This is a genomic window from Rhodococcus sp. BP22, from assembly GCF_014281965.1.
Classification (GTDB): Bacteria; Actinomycetota; Actinomycetes; order Mycobacteriales; family Mycobacteriaceae; genus Rhodococcoides.
The window spans coordinates 176,265-196,853 of sequence record NZ_JACFTB010000007.1; the positions used below are offsets into that span (position 1 = coordinate 176,265).

Consider the following 20,589-nt stretch of genomic DNA (forward strand, 5'->3'; position numbering starts at 1 on the left):
AAATAGCATCACGGTGTGTCACAAGGGGCTGGTCCCTTTACTGTTGATGGTCTGTTTCACAATCCCAATCCTGCTGCGGAGGACCAGCCCCGTCCACTTTGATCCCGCGTCAGCAACGTCCATACCCACAAGATCTAGATCTACCGACAACATTGGTAGATCTCGGCAAACTACGTGGAGTGTTCCTCACAAAAGGTCCCGTAGCCTGAAGTGAGTGAATCTTCTATAGCGTGAAAGACATCGATTAAGTCGTCGAGAGTGGAAGCAGCGTAGCCGTTTTCGAGCCTGAAAATCTCCATCTCGCGATCTGACGCGTAGGTACGACACCTAACGCAACTCGATCGCTGTTCATCCCATATCGCGAGCTGGTGCTCGAAATCATGCTCAGGGCAGCGACTGGTGTGGTGTTCATCAAACATAATTGCTTCGGCTCGCGCCTCAATATTCGATGCAGCGTCAAGTTCCTCCTGCGTCGCCTTGCCCTCGGTGAAACGGTTCAGCGTCGCGACGTATCCTTGCACGGCGGTTTCACGGGCTGGTTTCATGCACGCTGCGCAGTCGAACGCCTCGACATCGAGCTCGTAAAAATCCGGTTCGGGTATATCTCCATATCCAATCATGATTTCGCAAATATAAATGGAGCAGAAATGCTTTTCGGTATTTTCAACCGCAAATAGAAAACCTTACAGAATGAATGCTTATATCGATGCGATTACCACTATAAAGCAGCGCCTAACTGCCTGATAACACACCGCTCAGCAGCCACCCAGCCTCCCTCTCCAAAGACTTCAACCCCCGCTTCTCGAGGCTTTCGATGACCATGCGCTTGAGATTCATCTCCGCCGCCACCTGTGACAACGTCCGAGGCTTCGCACCGTCGATGCCGTAGCGCCGGATCAACACCGAAGCCTCCCGTACGTCGATCGCAGCCATGCACCGCAAGATCCCGTCGAGCTGATCCGGTGTCCCGTACTGCGCTTCCGACAGAATCTCTTTCACCGTCCGCGTTCGGGCCGCAGACACCGTGGTCGGCATCATCTTCGACTGCGGAATCACTATCGGCTCGATCGGCTGCTCACTGAACACCGGCTTCGGCATGATCGGAGCCGACTGGTCCAACCAACTCGCCAACACGGCACCCGCATCAGCGAGATCGACGTCCACGACCTCCTCGGCCACACCCGTCAGCTCATCGAGAAACGCCTCATGCGCACCGAGGCTCGGATCCTCGTTCGTCCCTGCCACATACATGATCACGAACGCCGCGGGCCGGCCATCAGGCTTCAGACGCAGAATCCGACCCATCCGCTGAATCATCTGCCGCTTCGACGAACTACTCGCGATGATCACCCCGACATCCACTGCCGGCACATCGATGCCCTCGTCGAGCACCCGCGGCGCCACCAAACTTCGCAACTCACCACTACGGAACTGCTTCAGAATCCGCGTACGTCCTACGCGATCAAGCTGACTCGAATACTGATGCGCCGCAATACCACCAGCCTGGAGCACTTCTGCACCCCTGGTCGCGGACTCCTTCGTCTCCGAAAACACGATCGACCGCTCCGACTTCGCCAACCCTGGAGTGATCGCCTCGAGCGCCTGCAACTTGCCCTCACAGTCGGCCAACAGTGCTCGCCGCTTGCTGAATGCCGACAGGTACCTACTCGCAACCTTGCTCGCCGGTAAATACCTGTCCTTACTCAGGTCTACCGCGTTCTTCATGAACTCACCGAACGGCTCAGCAGCACAGCCATAGTCGAAGATCAGGGTGTTGCGGAGCGACTTCGCCTTCTCGTCCAGGTCCGCGAACTTCGCAGCCTCCTCCGCCGAGAACGGCACCGCCACCGTCATGACCCGAACCGGCGCCAGGATCCCGTCACGTCTCCCCCGCGCCGCATCGCAACCCTTGACCAGGTTCTCGAAGTACGGCATCAGGTGGGTATCGACGCCGTCATCCTGACGCTCCAATGTCGCCGTCAACCCGAGCCGTTCCTCGAACCGGTTGACCAGCACCTTCGCGAATGAACCCGCCCCGTAACGATGTACTTCATCCGCAACGAGCAACGCGCCGGTCCGCGGCATCGGCGCACCCGGCCGGATAGCCGATTGAATCGTCGTGATCAGAACGTCGTACTGCCGAAACGTATCGTTGTGCCCGTTTCCCCGACGCCCGATCCGCACACTCGGCAACGCCTTCACCATCGCCGTGTACCACTGCTCGAGTAGATCGATACTCGGTACCACCACCAGGACCTGACGGCCACGGCTGACCGAATCCAACGTCGCCGCCAACCCGACATGCGTCTTCCCGGTCCCCGTGACCGCCTCCACAATCGCGCGATAGCCGGACGCAACCCACTTCTCGAACGCTTCCTTCTGCCAGTCCCGCAACCCCTCGGACCGGTTCACTACCTGCGTCATAGTGTCAACCCCTGTGGCCGAACCCATTCCTCGACACCCTCACGTTTACGTGTGACTAACTTCTTCAACAACACCAGATCCGACAACAACAAATCCGCCTTCGTCCGCGACAACCCTGTCACCCGCTGGCAACGCTCCAACGTCAGCGGCGCATTCGGCCTCGCCGCTGCGACCGCGATCTCACGCGCACCCGCCCACGACGCCACCGGCAGAGCATCCAATTCGGCTTGTAGTGAACGACTTCCGGTCACCACGACGGGATCGCTCGCGACTTCAGACGAACGTTGCCGTCGTGGCATCGCATCCGGGGTTGGAGCGGGCGGTCTCCTCTTCGACGCTTTCAGCGCGTCGTCCCGGGACTTGATCTCCTTCACCGCGTGCTGAACCGCCTCGGGCGTGACCTCGCAATCCTGCACGGTCTGCGCAATCGAAAACTTGTTGCGCCGCAGCGAATACCGAATGGCCGCAATGAGATCCTCGAGCGGCATCGTCCGAACCGGCTTCGGTACCGGATCAACGTCGTCTGTGTCCTCGAACTCGTCCTCGGATTCTTCCTGGTCACCGGCCTCGTCGGGATCCTCCGATTCATCGACCGTCTCGATGACCTCAGGCAGGGGTGCGAGTTCGACGTCGACGGTGCGTGACGGCGCCGGCGCCTCGTCGGTGACGAGTTCGACTGCTTCCTCGTCGGCTTCGGCGTCGTCGGGGTCACGTTCCAGCGCGATCGGCATCCAGGTGGAGGCGCCCGATCCCTCGATGACTACGGCAACCTCGTCGGGGAGGATGCCGACCGAATCGAGTAGTTCGGTGATGGTGTCGAGGGCTCGTTCACGGTGGAGGACGAAGTCCGACGCCCGAATCCGCTGGAACAGCCAGCCACAGCGCCGCAGTTCGAACTCGCGCTCCATACGGTTCAACAGCTCGTAGGCGTCGACTTCAGTGTCGTCGTCGCATTCGATCGCCACCCGCACAGCCGCACCTGTGACCACCAGATCGATCGTCATCTCGTTGACGTCGACCCGCGGGTTGACGTGATAGCCGCGCTCCCGCAGTGCCAGGAACACCTGCTGCTCGAACAGTGATCCGAAGTCAGGATGAGGGTTGTTCGGCGACACGGCGTCGGGCATCGCGGGAACAGGAACCGTCGGCGCAGCCTCGACGTAAGACAGCAGTGACCGTCGTAGATCGGTGGCCGACAGGCTGTCAGCTGTCACGGAGTGGAACAGCCACAACTGATCTCGCGCACGAGTGGCAGCGACGTTGAAGCGGCGCTTGAACATGTCGTTCGTCAATGCCTTCGACGACGAGCCGGGTGCGATGACCATCGACAGGAACATCACGTCACGCTCGTCGCCCTGGAAATCCGGCGGCGTGCCGACACGGATGCGTCGCTCATCGATCTGCTCGGACGGGACCCGCTCGAAGATCAGCGACCTGATCAGATCCGCCTGTGCTGCGCCCTGAAGGACAACGACACCGAAGGTTTTATCCCCGTAATCGGGCTCCGCAAGGCAGAGGGCGAGCTGGTCGACGAGTGCGTTTGCTTCGGCAGCATTGGACAACCGCGTACTCGAACCGGACGTGAGTGCATCCTCGACGAACGTACTGCGCAGCGGTGCAAGCCGATCCGCTCCGAACTGACGCACCGGCACCAACGGCTGATCCCCGTAGAACTGAGTCGAGGACCATTGAATGATCTCCGGCATGGATCGGTAGTGCTCACGCAACCTCACCGCGTCACCGAACCGGGTGCGCAGCATCGAAAACAAGCTCGACCGCGGCGTCAGCGTCAAACGTGTACTGACCGGAACCTCAGGAAGGTAGTGATCGAGACGATTCATGACGGACTCGACGGTGTAATTCTGAATCGAGGCCGGCGCGCACTGCCTGTCGTCACCGACCACGATAACCCGCGGCGCCAACCACATCAGGAACATGCTGGTGATCTCGGCCTGACTGGCCTCGTCGACAATAACGACGTCGAAAGCGTTCTGCTGCGGCGGAATCGACGACAACACCTGCGCAATCGGCATGACCCATGCCGGCACGACCGTCTGCGCATCCTGCATCGCCGCACGGGCCGCGACACGGTAGCGCTGCGCGAGACTGCTGGTGCCGAGACCGGCGTTGGACATGTTCTCCTGGTATGCGCGCAGCGCGGTGACCTCGCGACTGGTCATGCGCTGCAAGCATTCTTGCCATGCCTGCTCAGCCGCGAGTTGCGCAGTCAGGGACGATATCTCCTCATCGAGGGCGTCGAGTTCCGCGTCGAGGTTGTCGTTCTGGTCGGGCTGCTGCATGGCCACGATCGACTGCATGGTCCAGCGCCACGCCCACGCACGAGTGAACGTGCCGGCGTGAGCGGCCCAATCAGTGCCCTCGGACAGGCTACGGGCGAGGGTGGGTGCGTGTTCGGCCAAGGCGTCGAGCGCGGTGGTATCGGTGCTGCCCGGCTGAACGTACGAGGCGAGCCGCTCGTAGCTCTCGACATCGCCGGTTCTGACTGCGTCCGCGAGCCCATCGGGCAGCGTCGGATCGGAGGACAATCGATCGGCCACTCGCTCGAGCTCGTCACGTGCGGTGGACGCGTCGGAGCGGTCGGTGAGAGCGGAGACCTCGCCTGCGAGGGCCACTGCCTCGGCAAGCGTCGTCACCGACGGCACGGATGGAACGACTGCACCCAGGGCGCCGACGATTTCGTCGCGAGCAGTCGCGATGCTGCCCGTCGCCAGCACCTGGTTCCACACGAGGTGGAGGGTGTTGACCTGCTGCTCCCGACTGTCGGAGGGGTCAACGGGCAGTTCGATTCCGATACCGCGCAACAGGTGTGCGGCATCGTCGACGGCAACGAGAGCCCGGATGTGGTTGGTGACGAGCCGCAGTTCGGTGGCCTGCGTCGCGTCGGTGCCATCAACTGTCGCGTGTGCATCGAGCTTGTCGACGACGCCGTGTTCGTGGGGCGTGCGGAGCCAGCGCATCGTATCGAACGGGCCGCTCTCGTAGAGCTTGGCGAGGGCATCGAACGCGTTGAGTGCCTGCCTCGTGGAAACCTGCGTCGTCACCTGATGTGAGCCGACTGCGGTATCGGCGCTCACGGCGACCGACAGCATCGCCGTGACCGTCTGAGCACGCGACCATAACGTACCGAGCGCACCGGACAGGATCCCGTCGGCCAGAGCCGCATAGGCCGGACCGAACGAGTCGATGGCCCGTGCGCGGTCGATCAGGGCCTGCGCAGACGGCAGGATGTACTGCAGTTGAACCGGATCGATGGCATCGAAAATCGAGTCGGACGCGCTCCCGGAGGCTCGGGCACACAAGCTGCGGACCTCGTCGGCCGTCGGAAGGCTGACCTCGTCGGACTGCTCGGTGAACAGCGAAGCGAAGGCTGCGTCGTCGAACGGCGCGGTCTCGGTGTGGAGCGGACCTGGTATCCACCCGAGGTCGCTCTCCTGCGCGTTGAGCTTGGTGACGATCGAGGCAAGAGTTCCTGAATACTTCGGTGAGAAGGTGTGAATCTCTGCTTCGGAGGACCGCGCAAGGCCGATCTGCTTGGTGAGCTTGTAACGGCGCTCTTTGGTGCCCATCCGCTTGGCGGCGAGGGAACGGATCTTTCGGGCGGACTCGGTCGCGTCGAACGCAGCTTTACGAGCGGCGATGGTCGAGACGCTCTCGTCGAGTTCGGCTGATCCCCCGCGTGCCATGTCGGTGACGGAGACGCACAGGTCTTGCAGTTCGGCAGGAAGCTTGTCCTTGAGGACGCGCAGCGCCTGAGCTTTCTCGCTGGTGACGAGGATGCGCTGCCCCTGAGCCATCAACGCGGACATCAGATTTGCGATCGTGTGGGTCTTGCCGGTGCCGGGAGGGCCTTCAACGACGACGCCGGTGTCGTTCATGACGCGGTTGTAGATACCGGCCTGGGCGCGGTTGGCCGGCAGTGGGAAGAGCGGCTCGGCGCTGGGGGTGTCACTGACGTGAGACTCGAGCCAGTCGCGACGGGTGTTGTCGTCGTAAGTCTCGACGAGCTGCGAAAGTCCGACCGGAACGGGTGCACCGTCATCGAGCGCAGCGAGCATTGCTTCGTAGTAGGACGCGAGGGCATAGGCGCCACGTTTGCGGAGAACCAGTGCCGGTGACATCCGCAGAGTGTCCGCGGTGGAATCGACGGGCTTGTCATGATCGGCGATGACGGTCAGCGGCTGCGCCAGGGCCGACGTGGCCCACTGGCCGAGCAACCGCGGGATATCCGCGGACAGCGACGAGGACACCAGTTCGGACAAGCTGCGGTGCAGCACCTTCGAGCCGGCGCGGTCGAAACCCTGCAAGTCGAGCAGGACCTGGACGTCCTCCAGCCGCGGGGAGCTGGCGGGCGCAACAGTGATAAGCAAGTCGCCGGTGGAATCCTCGCGACTGATACTGGCCTGCTGAGTGATCAGATGCGTCGAGATCCGCTGGTCCCCGACAGTGGCGTCGAGATACCCAGAGGCGATGACAAGTTCGAGCGACTCAGGTTGAGTGCCAAGGTCGTGGAGCATGAGGTCGACGGAACGGAACAGCTCGGCGAAGGGTCGGCGCTCGCGGTCATCCAGAGACCACGTGGTCCAGTCGTGGTGCCACCGCTGCGCCTCAGCTGGAGCTCCAGCTTTGACGGTCGGCGGTGTGGTGGTTTCGTCGACCCACGGCTCGAGCTCCACAGGGAGACCGGGAGGCTGCTCGATGCTGGTGCGCGGGATACGAACTGCCACGTCACCGGGCGCGACGTCGGTATTGACGTCGAGAGGTCGGGCATCGTCGAACAACCACTCGACCCGCGCATCAACGCCGTACCGGCGAATCGGCTTCGACTGAGCACCCACAGTCTCGCGAAGGAACTCGAGCAGACGACGAACCCGTCCCCGGAGCTCGGGGTCATCAGTAACCGACATCGGATCCTCACATTTCGGCCAAACTCGAACAGCACTCAACTTATAGGTGCCGGGTGACAAGTTTTGGGCAGCTAAGGACCGCGCCGGATTCTCGTAGCTACCCAAACCGGGGCGCAGACCGTCTCAGCTGCGTAGTTTGCGATCAATCTCGATCTAGGAGCGTGCCGGGCGTCGAACGCACCCACGGAAAGTTCATTCATCCGAATGACTGAGAAGCTCCTAGAGCCGAAGCACGAAATTCCCGTTGGCCCTCACACGCTGACGAAAATTTTCTCTCGATGCCAAGCCAGATACGAGATGTCCGGTCGGACAGACTTCTCGGTGAGCAGGAGTCTTTCATGCAGCGGTGGTTTACCCAGCGCCTGACGCAACGGCAGCGACACTGTCATGTCATCCTCGATGCCCGGTGCGTAACTGACACTCAAGTCTGGGTTCACCGTGATGAGGCCGGTATCGAATGCGACGTCATGAGTGGGGCAGGCAGTGAATCCGTTCTTTTGGTCGAGCCGCTCCTTGTTGTTGCTGTCCCGCCACGGTTTTATGTGACTGGCGGTCAGCATTCTAGGCCTTCGTTTGCCGCCGATCAGCCCGCTCAAACCACAGAAAACACAACGATATCGATGGTTCTCGAGGACTCCCCGCGCAAATCGGTGCTGACCCACTCTCACCGCAGAGACGAGCAGCTTTTCGGTGGTCTCGGCCGGTACATCGGCGCGCTCCTGCTCCCACTTCGCGAGCTGCGTCGTCAACGCTGTCTCGATGTCGCTTGTGTTCAACTCGTGCTGACCTTCGAGTTCGAAGCCGACCCCGCCCTCGATTCCGAGGAAGTCAGGCAAGTCCTCGCGATCGATACCCGAACTCCTCGCCATATCTATAATCCGGAGGTAGATGCCCTGCAGCAGCTCGACATCGCCCAGCCGCGCAGCCACTTCCAGCTCGAATCTGCCGCCGTTGCTTCGAGTTCCATCCAGATTGGCCATCTTCGCAAGAATGGAACTCGGAGGTCGCTTGAACAACCGCGCCAAAGGTTGCACCGGATACTCCGCGCGGCGCGCGGACGAACTTCCGTACTTACTGTGATCCACCAACAAAGATGCGCAGTGCGACAGCACCACTTCACAAGGCACGAAGTTGACCTGTCGCTTTCCAGCCTCCGGTACGACCCGCGCAAGGACCGAAAGCCACTGCTGGCGCAGATTGTCCGACGTGGGGTCGATGAACGCGGCGATACCAACGCCCATCAGCTTGTCAGCCATTCGCCTCCGTTCACATCTTGCCCGTCCTGCACTCGCCCCGAAGTGTCCGGTCGTGTCGTACCAGCTACGTCTGGCTATCGATGGACTTGCTGGCCTGGTTGTCCCCCGGCTCGTCGTTCTTTCCACGACTCGCCGCTACGTTCTGGAGACTTCGGCCCAGCCACCCGAGACCACCGGCACCGATGTCGGCGGCCTTACTGCCGATCGCAACGGCAGCGCCCCCGACAGCCTTGGCCCGATTGCCGACCTCCGCCAGCGCGTCGGAGATGGAGGGATCTTCGTGTTCAATCCAGCCTGCGACCTGGCTACCCCGAGCGTTCGCGAACTCGTCCAGGTCCTGGCGCAGTGAGGTCATGTCCCGCTTTGAGGTCGTTGCTTGACATTCAACGCACGATTGTCAGGGGCTTGATCGCCGCATAGCTGGCAAGCTCACCTCGAGCATGACGGAGCAATTCGCCATCACGCTCGAAGTGTTCGAGCAAAAGGGCACGAGCGGAATCCATAACAGTTTGAATGTGTTCGGGCTCTGTAGCCCTGACACGTTCGATACGCATCTTCTGCCACAGGTAGAGCGACTGTTCCGCAATTACCAACAGCTGCAACGTCTCGCCCAGCCGTTTGTCCTGCACTGCATTCTTGAGGTCACTGGCTCGGTCTTGGACAGGCTTCAACGCATCGAACCCCGCTACCGTGCGTTTCGCGTGCTCGCGTAGCCGCTCGATGCCGACCTCCAACGCTGGGCCCAAAGACGCAATCGACTCCCAATCGGCCGTCGGCAAAGCCCCCGTCTCCGCGTGGGTTTTCGCTATCCGCGACAGCGCGGCGTGATTGCCGACCACGTCGCCTACGAGGGACGCTTGGGCAAGCACCAAGATCTTGTCGACGGTGCCCTGCACCCTCTCGACGGCATCGGCCACAGACTGAACCGCCGTCTGCAAAGCAATCTGCACCGCTAACAGCTGCAGTCCCAACGCTCGTGTCGGAGCCATCGATACGCTCTTCCACTGCATCTGCCCACGGAACTTGTGCGACGCGTCGACCACCGTCATGCGGTTGTAGCCACCCACGCCGGGAAGCACCTTGTACGACTGCAGCATCTTTACGCTTTCCGGCGACAGTCGAACGAACTGACCGTGTTGTACTGCATTGGTCGCTAACCCACCGGCGACTGCAGCGGCGGACGTCAGGGAGGTTTTGTCGATGTCGGACACCTGAACTGCGTCACCGGCGAGGTCTCTGATGCGGGCAAGATAGCCGTCGACGGCATCGACATCGCCGGCCACCAAAACGCCCTCCGGCTGCACCGAAACCGCGATGCCGTTGCTAGCTAGAAAGCCCTCGTCTTCGGCTGTGAGGCTTAGGTCGAGCGAGTTGTCTGACATGGAATCCGTCCGGTGATGAACCAACGCTGTCCGCACGAATATAGGCCGTCGACAACTTCCGCTGCACAGAGCGCAAAGAGTCCGCCACCAAAATATCGCTTCATCGGCTGGGGCGACTGCCACTAGTTTTCAATGTCCGTGTCCGAGCAGCTCGCCCATCAGCGATGGGCTGTGAAACTTCGCGTACGGGCATCTAGTCATGCGAAGTGCGTCAGCTAGTACAGCGCTCGCTTCGAGCCAAGGAATGCTGCGCAACTGCGCCAGCGACTCCTGGGTGTACTCCCATGCAATATTGACATCGTCGCCTCTAGCTGCGGAGTACCCGTGTTGCCAAAGCTCCAGTTGATCGTGCTCCTCACGGAGCTGCGCGATCGTACGGCCCGTCCGCGCCTCGAGCTCCGACGAAGACACAACTGCGACACCGAACAACGATGGATCCTCGGGGCGCACCGAAGCAACGACAAATCCTACTTCCATTCTACCGATGTTCAAGGTGAATAACCGCTTCCGGCCACGCCCAGCATTGGTGCTCGGCATGCATGTCAGACCCCAGTTGACCGCGACATCAAAGTCGTGATCGGGCAAAGCCGTCGTGATCAACTCCGAAATCGAGCCTCGGACCTCCCCTGAAGGATCCTGGAGAAGGAACGCCTCCAACTTGTCGGCGTCTTTGGATGCCTTGTCCGGCGAAATAGGGACATTGTTGGGCGATTCGAGCTCCACTTCGACTTCCTCCGACAAGGCGCCCTCTGGCGAATCGGCGGGCAACGCGGATGAGGACTCCAAGCCGAGAGCAGCGATTCCGGCCGAAGCCAGTTGAGGGCAGTGGGACGACTTATACCCGGACTGCCTTTTTCGCATGACCGAGAGGGCATGACTCGCGGCCGATCGAGCCACACCAGGAATATTTAGAGTGTCCTCGAGGAATTTGATATCCCGAACGACTACGGTTCGCTCAAACACCCCCGCTGATTTGTGGCCGCGCGGGCCTACCTCTGTGGTTTTCGATAGCTTTTGCGAAAGCTGCAACCGCGACAACAATCTCGGGCGAGGAAGGTGGGACCCGTCGACGAACATGTGGACCTCGAGATCGCCGGTCTTGACGTTCTCCCATACATAGAACGTTTCGAGCATGCCCATGGAAACTCGAAGCAACAGCGTCTTCGATGACCCGGGGAAGCAACTCACAGTCCAAAAGGTGCCCTCTGATCTCGCAGGAAACGGCACGCAGGCGTCCAAATATGCGCCCAAGGATCGCACGATCTCGACGTAGCGCGGATGAGTCTGCAAACGCTTGTAGGAACCCGCGTGAGCAGCGAGCTGGGATTCGAGATATTCGACACCCACCCATCCATCTGTGCGATTGATCAGCGATGGGTTGCGAGACCAAGAATCCTGCTCTGCAGGTGTGATTATCGCATCCAGACTGGATTCTCCGACGATGACGGCAGCATGTTCGCGATTCCGTAAAACGAATCCGGCGGTCTCGGCTGAGTGCACCAACTTGCGCTCCACCCGTCGCAACTCGATCGACGACGTATCGAACGCGCGGACCCTGAACGTGGCGATGTCGTTATGATTCACCCGATGCTGCCGCAACCGGGCTCTGATATCGACCGAGATGCCAATGTAAAACTGCCCGTCGTCGAACTCGAGAAGATACAACCCGCACGTCCTGGGCGCGAGTGCTTTCAACTCGCGTTCACTGTACGGCGTGACTTCGCCGTACTTGTTACGTTCGGCCCACGCGGCAATCGATGGTTTGTCCTGAGCCGACATTGAGGGGAACTCCTCCGCTGTGCTACCTGGTCGCTGAGTCCTGAATCGCAGGCTCGGCCGGAATACACTGCCAACGACATTCAACGTCGCTGTCTACAAGTGCACGTGGGAACGCTACACGGGAATGGTTCGGCTTCGACACGAACGGGTCCACTACATCAATTCAAAGCAGAAAAGTATTGTAGGAATTCATTCGCATGCCGCCCTTGCGTGCGGCGCAAGATCTACCTTGGCATCCATGATTGATAGGTACGGTGTTGTTTGACTGGGTCCCCAACTGAGGAGTGAAGTGAAGACCGAAGTGCGCTCGCCGCTGGATATTTTCAATCTCCCGCAGCACCTGGTCATCCCGCTTTTCCAGCGGCCCTACGTCTGGAACCTGGAAAATCAGTGGGTCCCGCTGTGGGATGACATCCGTCGGTTGGCGGAACTGCGGCTTCAAGAACCTTCCGCCAATGCAACCCACTTCTTCGGCGCCGTTGTCCTTCAGGCCCAGGAGAACCAGACGGGAACCTTCCAGCCTCGGCTTATCATCGACGGTCAGCAGCGGCTGACGACCCTGCAGCTCGTCATGGACGCCACAGCATCGGTCCTCGAAGCGCGGGACGAGGACAACTTAGCTCGACGACTCGAAGAGCTCACGCACAACCCGGCACATTACGTCGAGCACGAGAACGACCGACTCAAGCTTCGACACACAAACCGAGACCGTGCAGCGTTCGACGAAGTCATGCAGGCAGATCCTCCCGTTGACTACGAAGCCCTGACGCATACGGCCAGCCTCCTGACCCAAGGACACGAGTACTTCTGCACAGAGGTAGACAATTGGCTGGGGGCTATGCCGGGGGCCGAATCCCATCTTCGGGCTGAGGCTCTGACGGGGGTACTGACAAGGGGTCTGCAGCTCGTAGTCATCGACCTACAGTCAGATGAGAACTCACAGGAAATCTTTGAGACGCTCAATGCGCGTGGCACACCCTTGACCGCGGCAGATCTCATCAAGAATTTCGTATTCCAAAGACTAGACGCGGATGGAACTGACACTGCGAAGTCCTACAGGGACGACTGGCCATTCGACTCTGTCTTCTGGGAACGCGGAGTCAGCGCTGGGCGCTATCTAATCAGCAGGAGTTCCCTGTTCCTAAATCAGTGGCTGGTATCGCGGGTGGGCGAGGAGATCAGTCCACGTCAAACCTTCGCTAGGTTCAAGCACTTTACAGAACATGAAGCGGCGCAGTCGATGACGTCGCTCTTACCCATTATCAAGCAACAGGCAGATCAGTACCAGCGTTGGACTGAGCGCGCTGGCGAGCCTAATTCGCCCTTGAACACAGTGGAATTGAATGTCTATCGGTTACACGCGAGTGAACTCGAAGTACTCAAGCCAGTGCTGATCTGGCTCCACGAACCGGGTTCGAACCATCACCAGACGGTGATCGACAGGGTTGTGAATGCTTGCGAAAGCTGGGTCATGCGTCGTGTGCTCACCCGCTTGGGGACCAGCGACCTCGGACGAGTGGTTGCCGATCTTATTAAAAGCCATCGTCAAATCGCATCTGAAAACCTGACCGAAGCCGTCCGCTCCTATCTGACCCGCCTCAACGCGACCAGTACGTATTGGCCCGGTGACGAACAGGTAATAGAAGAGATCAAGACTCAACCTGTTTATCGACGCTTCAAGCGGGGCCGCCTGCGGGTCTTTCTCGAAGCGATCGAAGACCACCTGCGGGGCTTCACAGGCGCGAAGCCCCTGGGCAATGAGCGGGTATCGCGCATCGGCTATCCAATCGAACACCTGATGCCCCAGAAGTGGGAGGCCAACTGGCCGGTGGAGAACCCACTGGAGCAGGAAAACCGCCGAGATCACATACATCGCTTGGGCAACCTCACCCTGCTGACACATGCATTGAACGGCAAAGTTTCCAACGGACCTTGGCTTGGCGACAACGGTAAACGAGCTCTGATAGACACCCATGACGTATTTCTTCTGAACCGACGCTTAAGAGATATCTCAGGACAGGGCTGGACCGAGCAGCAGATCGACGACCGCACCCATGCGCTCATCGAATGTCTACTCTTGACGTGGCCGGTTCCTGAGGGACATGTCGGCGAGGTCAAAGACCAGCCGGCCGGCCCCACCGCGTCAGTCACACTCAAGCAGCTTGTCTCCGCGGGGTTCCTCATCCCTGGTACAGAGCTGCGGAGTCGCTCGGGAAATTGGAAGGATATTCCCGCTATCGTGAATAACGATGCCAGCCTCTCATTGGACGGGCAACGGTTCACGACGCCGTCCGGCGCCGGTCACTACCTGCGAAAGGGTGCGACCAACGGTTGGCATTTCTGGCTATTACCGGACGGTCAAAGGTTGTCAGTCTTACGCGACGAATTCCTGCTCGGCCGTCAAAGACCGAATGTAAGTCTCGATGCTTGACATGGCAACCGACTACGCTAACTGGCGACCGCCGGCACCAAAGCTCTCTAGTCAAAGTTTCCGGCTCTTGTGACACATTTATGGTTTGCTGATCGCGCCTGAACGGCCACACACCTTTCCCCGTCTAGGTTTTGGCTTGTCGAAGGTAAAAACTGAAGAACGGAGAACGGCGTGCAGAACGCTAGCTTATGGCGCACTGCGTTGGGCGTCGAAAATACAGTCGTCGAGGACGTTGAATTCCTTGACCACACACAGGCGATCGTCCCCATATCAGACCCACACGGGCGAACCATGCCGATGTGGAGTCTGCGGATCGAGGGCCTCCTGGTACGACCAAGGGCAGGGCCGACGACAGACCACAAACGCGTGAAGCTGCAGTGGATCGCCACAGCCGATCCTGGCCTATACCGCGCCTAACTGATCAAACAGGCCTACGCACCGTCTTCAAAACCCCACGCCGACGAGGCCGCCAATGCACTCGAACATTGGATTAAGTGGGCACGACGCAGCCGTATCGAATCGTTCGTCATGCTGCAACGTCGCATCGTCGGGCACCGCGAACGAATCTTCGCTGCCATCGAACATGGAGTGTCCAACAGACTCGTCGAATCCATGAACACCAAGATCCGACTCCTCACTCGTATCGCCTTCGGCTTCGTCCATACCGAAGCGCTCATCTCCTCGGCCATGCTCTCTCTCGGAGGACACCGACCGTCACTACCAGGTAGCCGATAACACCCACGCATCCGGCACAAGGACCTGAAAGATTGAGGTTAGCTCGTCCAATACCGTTCAAATATTTTCAAGCCCGAACCCGTGCAGGTTATCCGCTCCCCCGCACGGGTTCCGCCCTCTAGCCAAGGAATCAGTACAGCATCTGCCGTCCATCGTGGATCGTCAAGCTTCTTTTCGAGGATTCAGAATCCCTTCGACCTCCGCGATCGCAGCGCGCAACCTCTCGGCCGAATCATGCAGGGTGTCAGATAGCTCTGCTTGTGCTGCCGCTTGACCGATTTCGTTGCGTGCTTCGGCAAGTACTTCCGCCCATGAATTAAGAGCTAGTGCGCTCACTTCCTGAGTCAGTTTGTCAGTGTGACTGTTCAGTGATCGGCGCCCTTGAACTGCTACGGCTTGATGAGCCCGGGCATCATCGATCGCATCGACAATCTGTACAGCGAGCGGCAACAGTGCGGAAGCTAAAGCCAAACCCTTGCCGAGAGACCCGAAGTTGCTGGCCACCTGCGTAGCAACACCTCGGGCCTGAACTTTCTTCAATGAACCGCCTGCTTGGCTCTTTTCGAATTCGCGGAGACCATCGATGAGCAATGGTCCGAACTTTCTGAGATGCGGGGCCAACGCCTCGATTTGCGCTTCCGGTTCCTCGTTGATGTCCGCGGTGACGCGTGCTGTGAGTTCCTCCAAGTTCTTCCACGAGGGCTCATTTCGCTGCCGCACGTCGGTTCTCACCACATCCTGGAGGAGCCGATCAAGTTCTCGCTCGTGCTTCCTGAACCAACCGTCGAGCGCCGACTGCAAGTCCTTTACGACATTCGCCGAGTTGTGTTCCCCTCCCGCGTACGCCAAACGGACAGCCTGGCCCAGCGTCCCCTTTAAATCGGCTCTCGCGTCATTGTCCACATCGTCGAGTGAAATTTTCCACTGCTCGCGGCGAGTGGACGCAATATCAGCCTGAACGAGCAGCGGTGCAGACGCTGCAAGCTGGTCCTTCAGCTCGTTCACCGTGAGCAGGACAGCCTGCCTCCAATATCGCTGCTCGGTGGAAACCCTGAGGGCAACCACATCACCGGACACGACTTCATTGATCGCTTCTCCGAGTGCGTCCATACCGTCCCACGCACGCGAGTCGTCCCACACCTCGGCACCGACCTCTCGCGTGCCCCCAGCCATCTGAGCGAAGTCCTGCGATACGACATGAACTGGATGCGCTGACGAGAGCTTCAGTGAACTCGCCAATTCCGACGATTTCCGTGCTGCCAGTTGTCGATATCCGTCAAGGTCGTCGTCCGGGTCGATACCGGCTTCGTCGAATCGGGAGATGGCAAACCACAGGTTCTCCGGAGTCCACCCATTCTCCACGATCTGACGTAGAAACTCGTATTCCCCGGTTGCCAATTGTGGTGTGACGGTGACGATCGCAATATCAGTTGTGCTTATGGCCGCACTTGCAAGTTCGGTGTTCAATGTCCCGCGGACGTCGTCCGCCCCGACTGCCAAGCCTGGGGTGTCACGCAACAGTGCACCGGCGCACTCAACACTGTTCACGCCGAAGGTTTCATGCCGAGCACTGATTGTCAGCCATTCCGGCACCGGTACACCATTATCGACCAGTAGTCGCCTGATCAGCGAGCTTTTTCCCGTGTCGTAAGAGCCGAATACCGTGACGACTGGTAGCTCAGTCGATGCGAACTGCTGCCAGCGCTCGAGATAGCCATCTGCGAGTGACCCTCCTGGCACGTTCGCCAGCCATGCTTTAGCCTTCAGGATTTCGATATCGTTCACTCATGCTCTCCGTTCGTGTTGGCGCAAATTTTCAGTTCGGGCAAGCAACTGTTCGATCTCCGAATGTGATGCCGTCAACGCCGCCCTCTCAGCGTTCGTCACTGCCTGCTCGGCCTCGAGCAGTTCGCCGTAATCAGAAAGTGAACGTGTGCACCCATGAAGGATCGGTATCAACCCGTCCTCTGCCGCCCCGTGCAATATCAACTTGACGTGTTCGTCTGCCGCATGTGCGATGTCTCCGTCTAGTTCCCGACGCTTTGACTCCCTGCTTTTCTGAGCAACTTCACCTTTGATCATCGTGGTCGCGTCTATTGCCACACCTACTGCGGCCAGGATCGGCGCAGCCTTGGCGACCTTACTGGCGGCGTTCACAGCTCCCCAGGGCTTAAATTTGACACCGACGCTCTTGCCAATCGCGTAGATAGCATCACGGTTTCCCAGTACCTTCGCTAAATTCGCGCCTCCCTTGGCGATGTTGGCCGCGAGTACGGTTCCGCCCAGGGCCGGTGAGTGTATTCCGTCGAGGCCGTCGTCGAGGCGTAACGCTGATACGAAATCAACAGAGGCTATCTCACGGCCAATCGTCGAGGCATGAATACGCAACCAGTCTTCGATCTCTGCCTGCGCCTTGATCCAGAACTGTCCTATATCAGATTCGAGTTCACTGTTGAACTTCCAGGAATTTATCGTGGAACCAAGTTTGTCGATCTCGTCCGAGCCTGCGGCTTGTACCTTCGCCCTAGCCGCATTCGCATGCGGAGCAACGATGCGGTGTGCCCGCTCCCTCACCGACGCTTCCAAGAGTTCGGAATCCTGCAAACTGTTCTTGATTGACTGCTGTACCGAACCGCGAGCTGTAGTCTCGCACTCGAGATCCATGATCTTTTGTTCAATTCGACTGCGTTCGTTCAACATTGCATTCAATGCTGCATCAAGCTGAGCGCCGATTACCCCCGCACGCCCCAACTTGCCCGAGAACGAATCAAGCATACGAACAAGCGGAGCAACGCCATCCCAATCACTGTGGTGGGCATAGTCTGTGCGACTGATATCCGTGCGCGCGCCTACTTCCCCGAACGGGTCACCGGATAGCGTGTGCACGTGAGTCGGATCGACCTCGATACCACGCGAGGCCAATGCCGCTATGAGTTCCGATTCCTTACGTCGTTTCAGCAGCAGGAAGTCGTCGGGTGCTGCGGTGGGATCGACGCCTAATTCGTCGGAACGATTGATCAGATAGATCATTCGGCTGCTCTTGGCGATGGTACTTCGCGTCCCTTGAACAATGTCCTGAAGCAGAACCATATCCCCGATAAGGAGATTGACGTGCAGCACAACAAGAATCAGCGAAGCGTCGCCGGCCGACGCAAGAGCTAGTGCGTCGTGGTTATGATTACCGCTCTGGAACCCGGGGGTATCGAGTAACTGCACATGTCCAAGGTCGTAGCGCTCAACCGAACTCGTTGTCGCGCTACCTCTCACATGTAAGTTCTCAGGAACTTTGCCGCTCATCTCCACCAGAAGGCGTTTGATCAAGCTCGACTTGCCGGAACTGTAGTCTCCGAGCACCACAACTGTCGGTTTTGTGACCACCTGAACCGACGCAACTTTGACGGGCTGTGCATCGGTCCTGGAAGCAACTTCGATCTCCCGAATCAACTCGGCAACAGAGTCACTCGATGGCATGTCCCAGGCATCCGTCAAGGCCTGACTTAGATCCGTGCGATCAGAATTGTCTTGCTCGACAAACACAGGCAAACGCGAAGCTTCCAACGAGTCCTCATCCATGTTTCCGCTGTCGTATTCGAACCAATCTTCACCCAACCAGACCTTGCGACCACACGCCGATCTTTCGACTTCCGAATGTCTAGAACCGTTGTCCTGCAGCATGACCCCCAACCGATCAGCCAGAACGCGATCTTGCGCGCGCGCCATAACCGTTCCAACGTCCACCGTTACCGGCAAGGTCGCCGATACTTCACGAAGATTCGCAGTCAGCTGTCCCGCAGCAGCCTTTTCGCCACGCAAAGACAGCGATTCTTTGAGTAGCTCCGTCAAAATCGGTTCAGCCATCTGCCAGGACAGGCTACGGCCCTCGACCAGCAAGTCTTGCTCAATTCGATCATAAGTTTTATGCACTGCGGCCAAAGATTCACCTATTGCCTTTGATTTGGCTTCTGCACCCTGCTTTTCAGTACTGGCTGCAATACGATCTCCAGCAAAACGACTGACAAAGGACACTGCCCCGAGGCCGACGGATGTGGTTACACCCACCCACCCCACAGGATTCCAAAAGTTGGCCACAGCGGGTAGAAAGACAACGCCTGAAGCGGCGCCGGCGGCCATGCCGGCAATTTGCATCGACCGTGCGAGGTTTGATGTCAACCCACCCGCTTTGCTATCCAGATTCGCCGAGTCGGTCGCAGTCCCGGTGATATCGGGCGCCTCATCAGCACTGGCCAATTGCAATTCCCGCAAGAGGAACGAAGCCTTGGAATTCCACATGCTCTCCACCGCGGTCTGAATGGCAGACATCGTGAAGACTACCTCTTGAAAGGTTTCCTGGTTAAACTGCTTGTCTTCGTCGAAGACAGCTTCCACAAGTCCTTTGGCCCTAGTGATGGAGTCTTCACGGAGTCCCGACAGATGAAAAGTGATCAGACGATTCATCTGCCGATCCAGCGAACCTTCGGCGCTCGCCGTAAATGGCCGACCCCGAGCTCCTTCCAGGGCAGACAGCAGATCCGGGCTGTCACCACCGAGATATTGTGCGCGTTCGTCCCCTTCGACGTACCCCAAGACATCCAGAAGCTGCGCAATCCGACGTTCCACAGCGTCGATCCGCGGATCGATCGCCTGTCCTAGTTGATCGAGTTCGCTAGCCTTTGCATCGAGCATCTCGCGCAACCCCTCCCGCAAGGATGTTTGCCGGAGGTCGGACCCTCCTTCAACTATCGACGCAATGAGCAACTCCTCGAGTACGCCGAAGTTGGACCAACGAGACAAGTACTCAGTGCCAAATTTTTTGCGATCCGACAAGAAGTTCGCTTCCGCCGGGCCTTTGAACGGTGTACTTGCGCGAGCGAACAGGGCACGGCGACTCTGGACAGCAACGACCGGTGTACGTGGAAGGTCGATCTTGGATAATTCAGTCCGAATGTTGTCTACATGTTCACCGACGCCGCGAGACAAAGATTGCCGTGCGGCATGACTGGCCACTTTATCCGGGTGACGCCATCGCAGATTACGCACATTCAGAACGGCTACTGCCGGCTTTCCGTAGGCACGCACCCACTGAGCTACTTTCGCGAACTCTGATGCCTGCTGGCTCTGGCTGTCGAAGCACAGCAAAACTACATCGGCAATTTCGACCGCGCGCCGTGCAGTTTCCTCGAGGTCAACCCGCGTCTGAGTACGACCCCAGCCGTTGATTCCCGGCGTATCCCAGAGCCGACATCCATGCCATGCGATTTCCGTTACGTCTGTGGTCCAATCGCTTTCACCAGGCGATACGTAGCCACCGTCAAGCCCACCGAACGCAGAAAGCAACGTACTCTTGCCCGCACCTGTTCTGCCGAAGAAGGCGACATTGAACGTCGACAGGGCCCGGCGCTGCTCAATGAGGTGATTTCGAATGCTACTTGCGAAACCGTCGGCAGCTTCAGCAAGCTCAACCGTCAGTCCTGCACTAACCGGAGCGACCGTAGCAGGATCAGACACTGCGGCAAACTGACCGATCAGTGAGTCGGCCAATAAATCGAGACGATCCAACTCTCGCTCACCACTACGCACGGCCTGCTCGACGGCATACTGCAACGCCGGTCCAGTCTCTTCCATATTTGCCTTTCTAAGGCCGCGCTACTGCACCACAG

Annotated in this window: 10 protein-coding genes and 1 pseudogene; 3 read left to right on the top strand and 8 right to left on the bottom strand. The window is 59.0% G+C overall.

What is annotated here, in order from left to right:
- Positions 1 to 368: 368 nt before the first annotated feature.
- Positions 369 to 677: a hypothetical protein gene (locus H2510_RS16640; protein ID WP_186629411.1), complete on the top strand. Its 309-nt coding sequence runs from the start codon at positions 369 to 371 to the stop codon at positions 675 to 677.
- Between the two features lie 55 nt (positions 678 to 732).
- Here the strand turns inward: H2510_RS16640 and H2510_RS16645 are convergent, their stop codons facing one another.
- The 6 genes from H2510_RS16645 to H2510_RS16665 all read right to left on the bottom strand — a co-directional run bounded on the left by H2510_RS16645 (position 733) and on the right by H2510_RS16665 (position 11,766).
- Complete coding sequence (locus H2510_RS16645) at positions 733 to 2,424, bottom strand: DEAD/DEAH box helicase (RefSeq protein WP_186629412.1); 1,692 nt, start codon at positions 2,422 to 2,424, stop codon at positions 733 to 735.
- Positions 2,421 to 7,349 carry an AAA domain-containing protein gene (locus H2510_RS16650; RefSeq protein WP_186629413.1) on the bottom strand — a complete coding sequence of 1,643 codons (4,929 nt, stop codon included), beginning with the start codon at positions 7,347 to 7,349 and terminating at the stop codon, positions 2,421 to 2,423. The genes H2510_RS16645 and H2510_RS16650 overlap by 4 nt, the downstream gene beginning before the upstream one ends.
- 251 nt (positions 7,350 to 7,600) lie before the next feature.
- Positions 7,601 to 8,605, bottom strand: a complete 1,005-nt coding sequence (locus H2510_RS16655; RefSeq protein ID WP_186629414.1) for an HNH endonuclease — start codon at positions 8,603 to 8,605, stop codon at positions 7,601 to 7,603.
- 64 nt (positions 8,606 to 8,669) lie between these two features.
- Complete coding sequence (locus H2510_RS20880; RefSeq protein ID WP_261392987.1) at positions 8,670 to 8,960, bottom strand: hypothetical protein; 291 nt, start codon at positions 8,958 to 8,960, stop codon at positions 8,670 to 8,672.
- 28 nt (positions 8,961 to 8,988) lie between these two features.
- The gene (locus H2510_RS16660; RefSeq protein WP_261392988.1) at positions 8,989 to 9,987 is read right to left on the bottom strand and encodes a hypothetical protein; all 999 of its coding nucleotides are present in this window, start codon (positions 9,985 to 9,987) and stop codon (positions 8,989 to 8,991) included.
- A gap of 129 nt (positions 9,988 to 10,116) precedes the next feature.
- Positions 10,117 to 11,766, bottom strand: a complete 1,650-nt coding sequence (locus H2510_RS16665; protein WP_186629415.1) for a GIY-YIG nuclease family protein — start codon at positions 11,764 to 11,766, stop codon at positions 10,117 to 10,119.
- 289 nt (positions 11,767 to 12,055) lie between these two features.
- Here H2510_RS16665 and H2510_RS16670 point away from each other — a divergent pair, with 289 nt between their 5' ends.
- Together H2510_RS16670 and H2510_RS21250 are read left to right on the top strand one after the other, a co-directional pair.
- Complete coding sequence (locus tag H2510_RS16670; protein WP_186629416.1) at positions 12,056 to 14,197, top strand: DUF262 domain-containing protein; 2,142 nt, start codon at positions 12,056 to 12,058, stop codon at positions 14,195 to 14,197.
- 369 nt (positions 14,198 to 14,566) lie between these two features.
- A pseudogene (locus tag H2510_RS21250) lies at positions 14,567 to 14,932 on the top strand (transposase); the annotation flags it as partial.
- 162 nt (positions 14,933 to 15,094) lie between these two features.
- On the opposite strand, the gene H2510_RS16680 reads toward H2510_RS21250, so the two are convergent.
- On the bottom strand, positions 15,095 to 16,717 hold the full coding sequence (locus H2510_RS16680) for a GTPase domain-containing protein (protein ID WP_186629417.1): 1,623 nt from the start codon (positions 16,715 to 16,717) through the stop codon (positions 15,095 to 15,097).
- Positions 16,718 to 20,554 carry a GTPase gene (locus tag H2510_RS16685; RefSeq protein WP_186629418.1) on the bottom strand — a complete coding sequence of 1,279 codons (3,837 nt, stop codon included), beginning with the start codon at positions 20,552 to 20,554 and terminating at the stop codon, positions 16,718 to 16,720.
- Positions 20,555 to 20,589 lie beyond the last annotated feature (35 nt).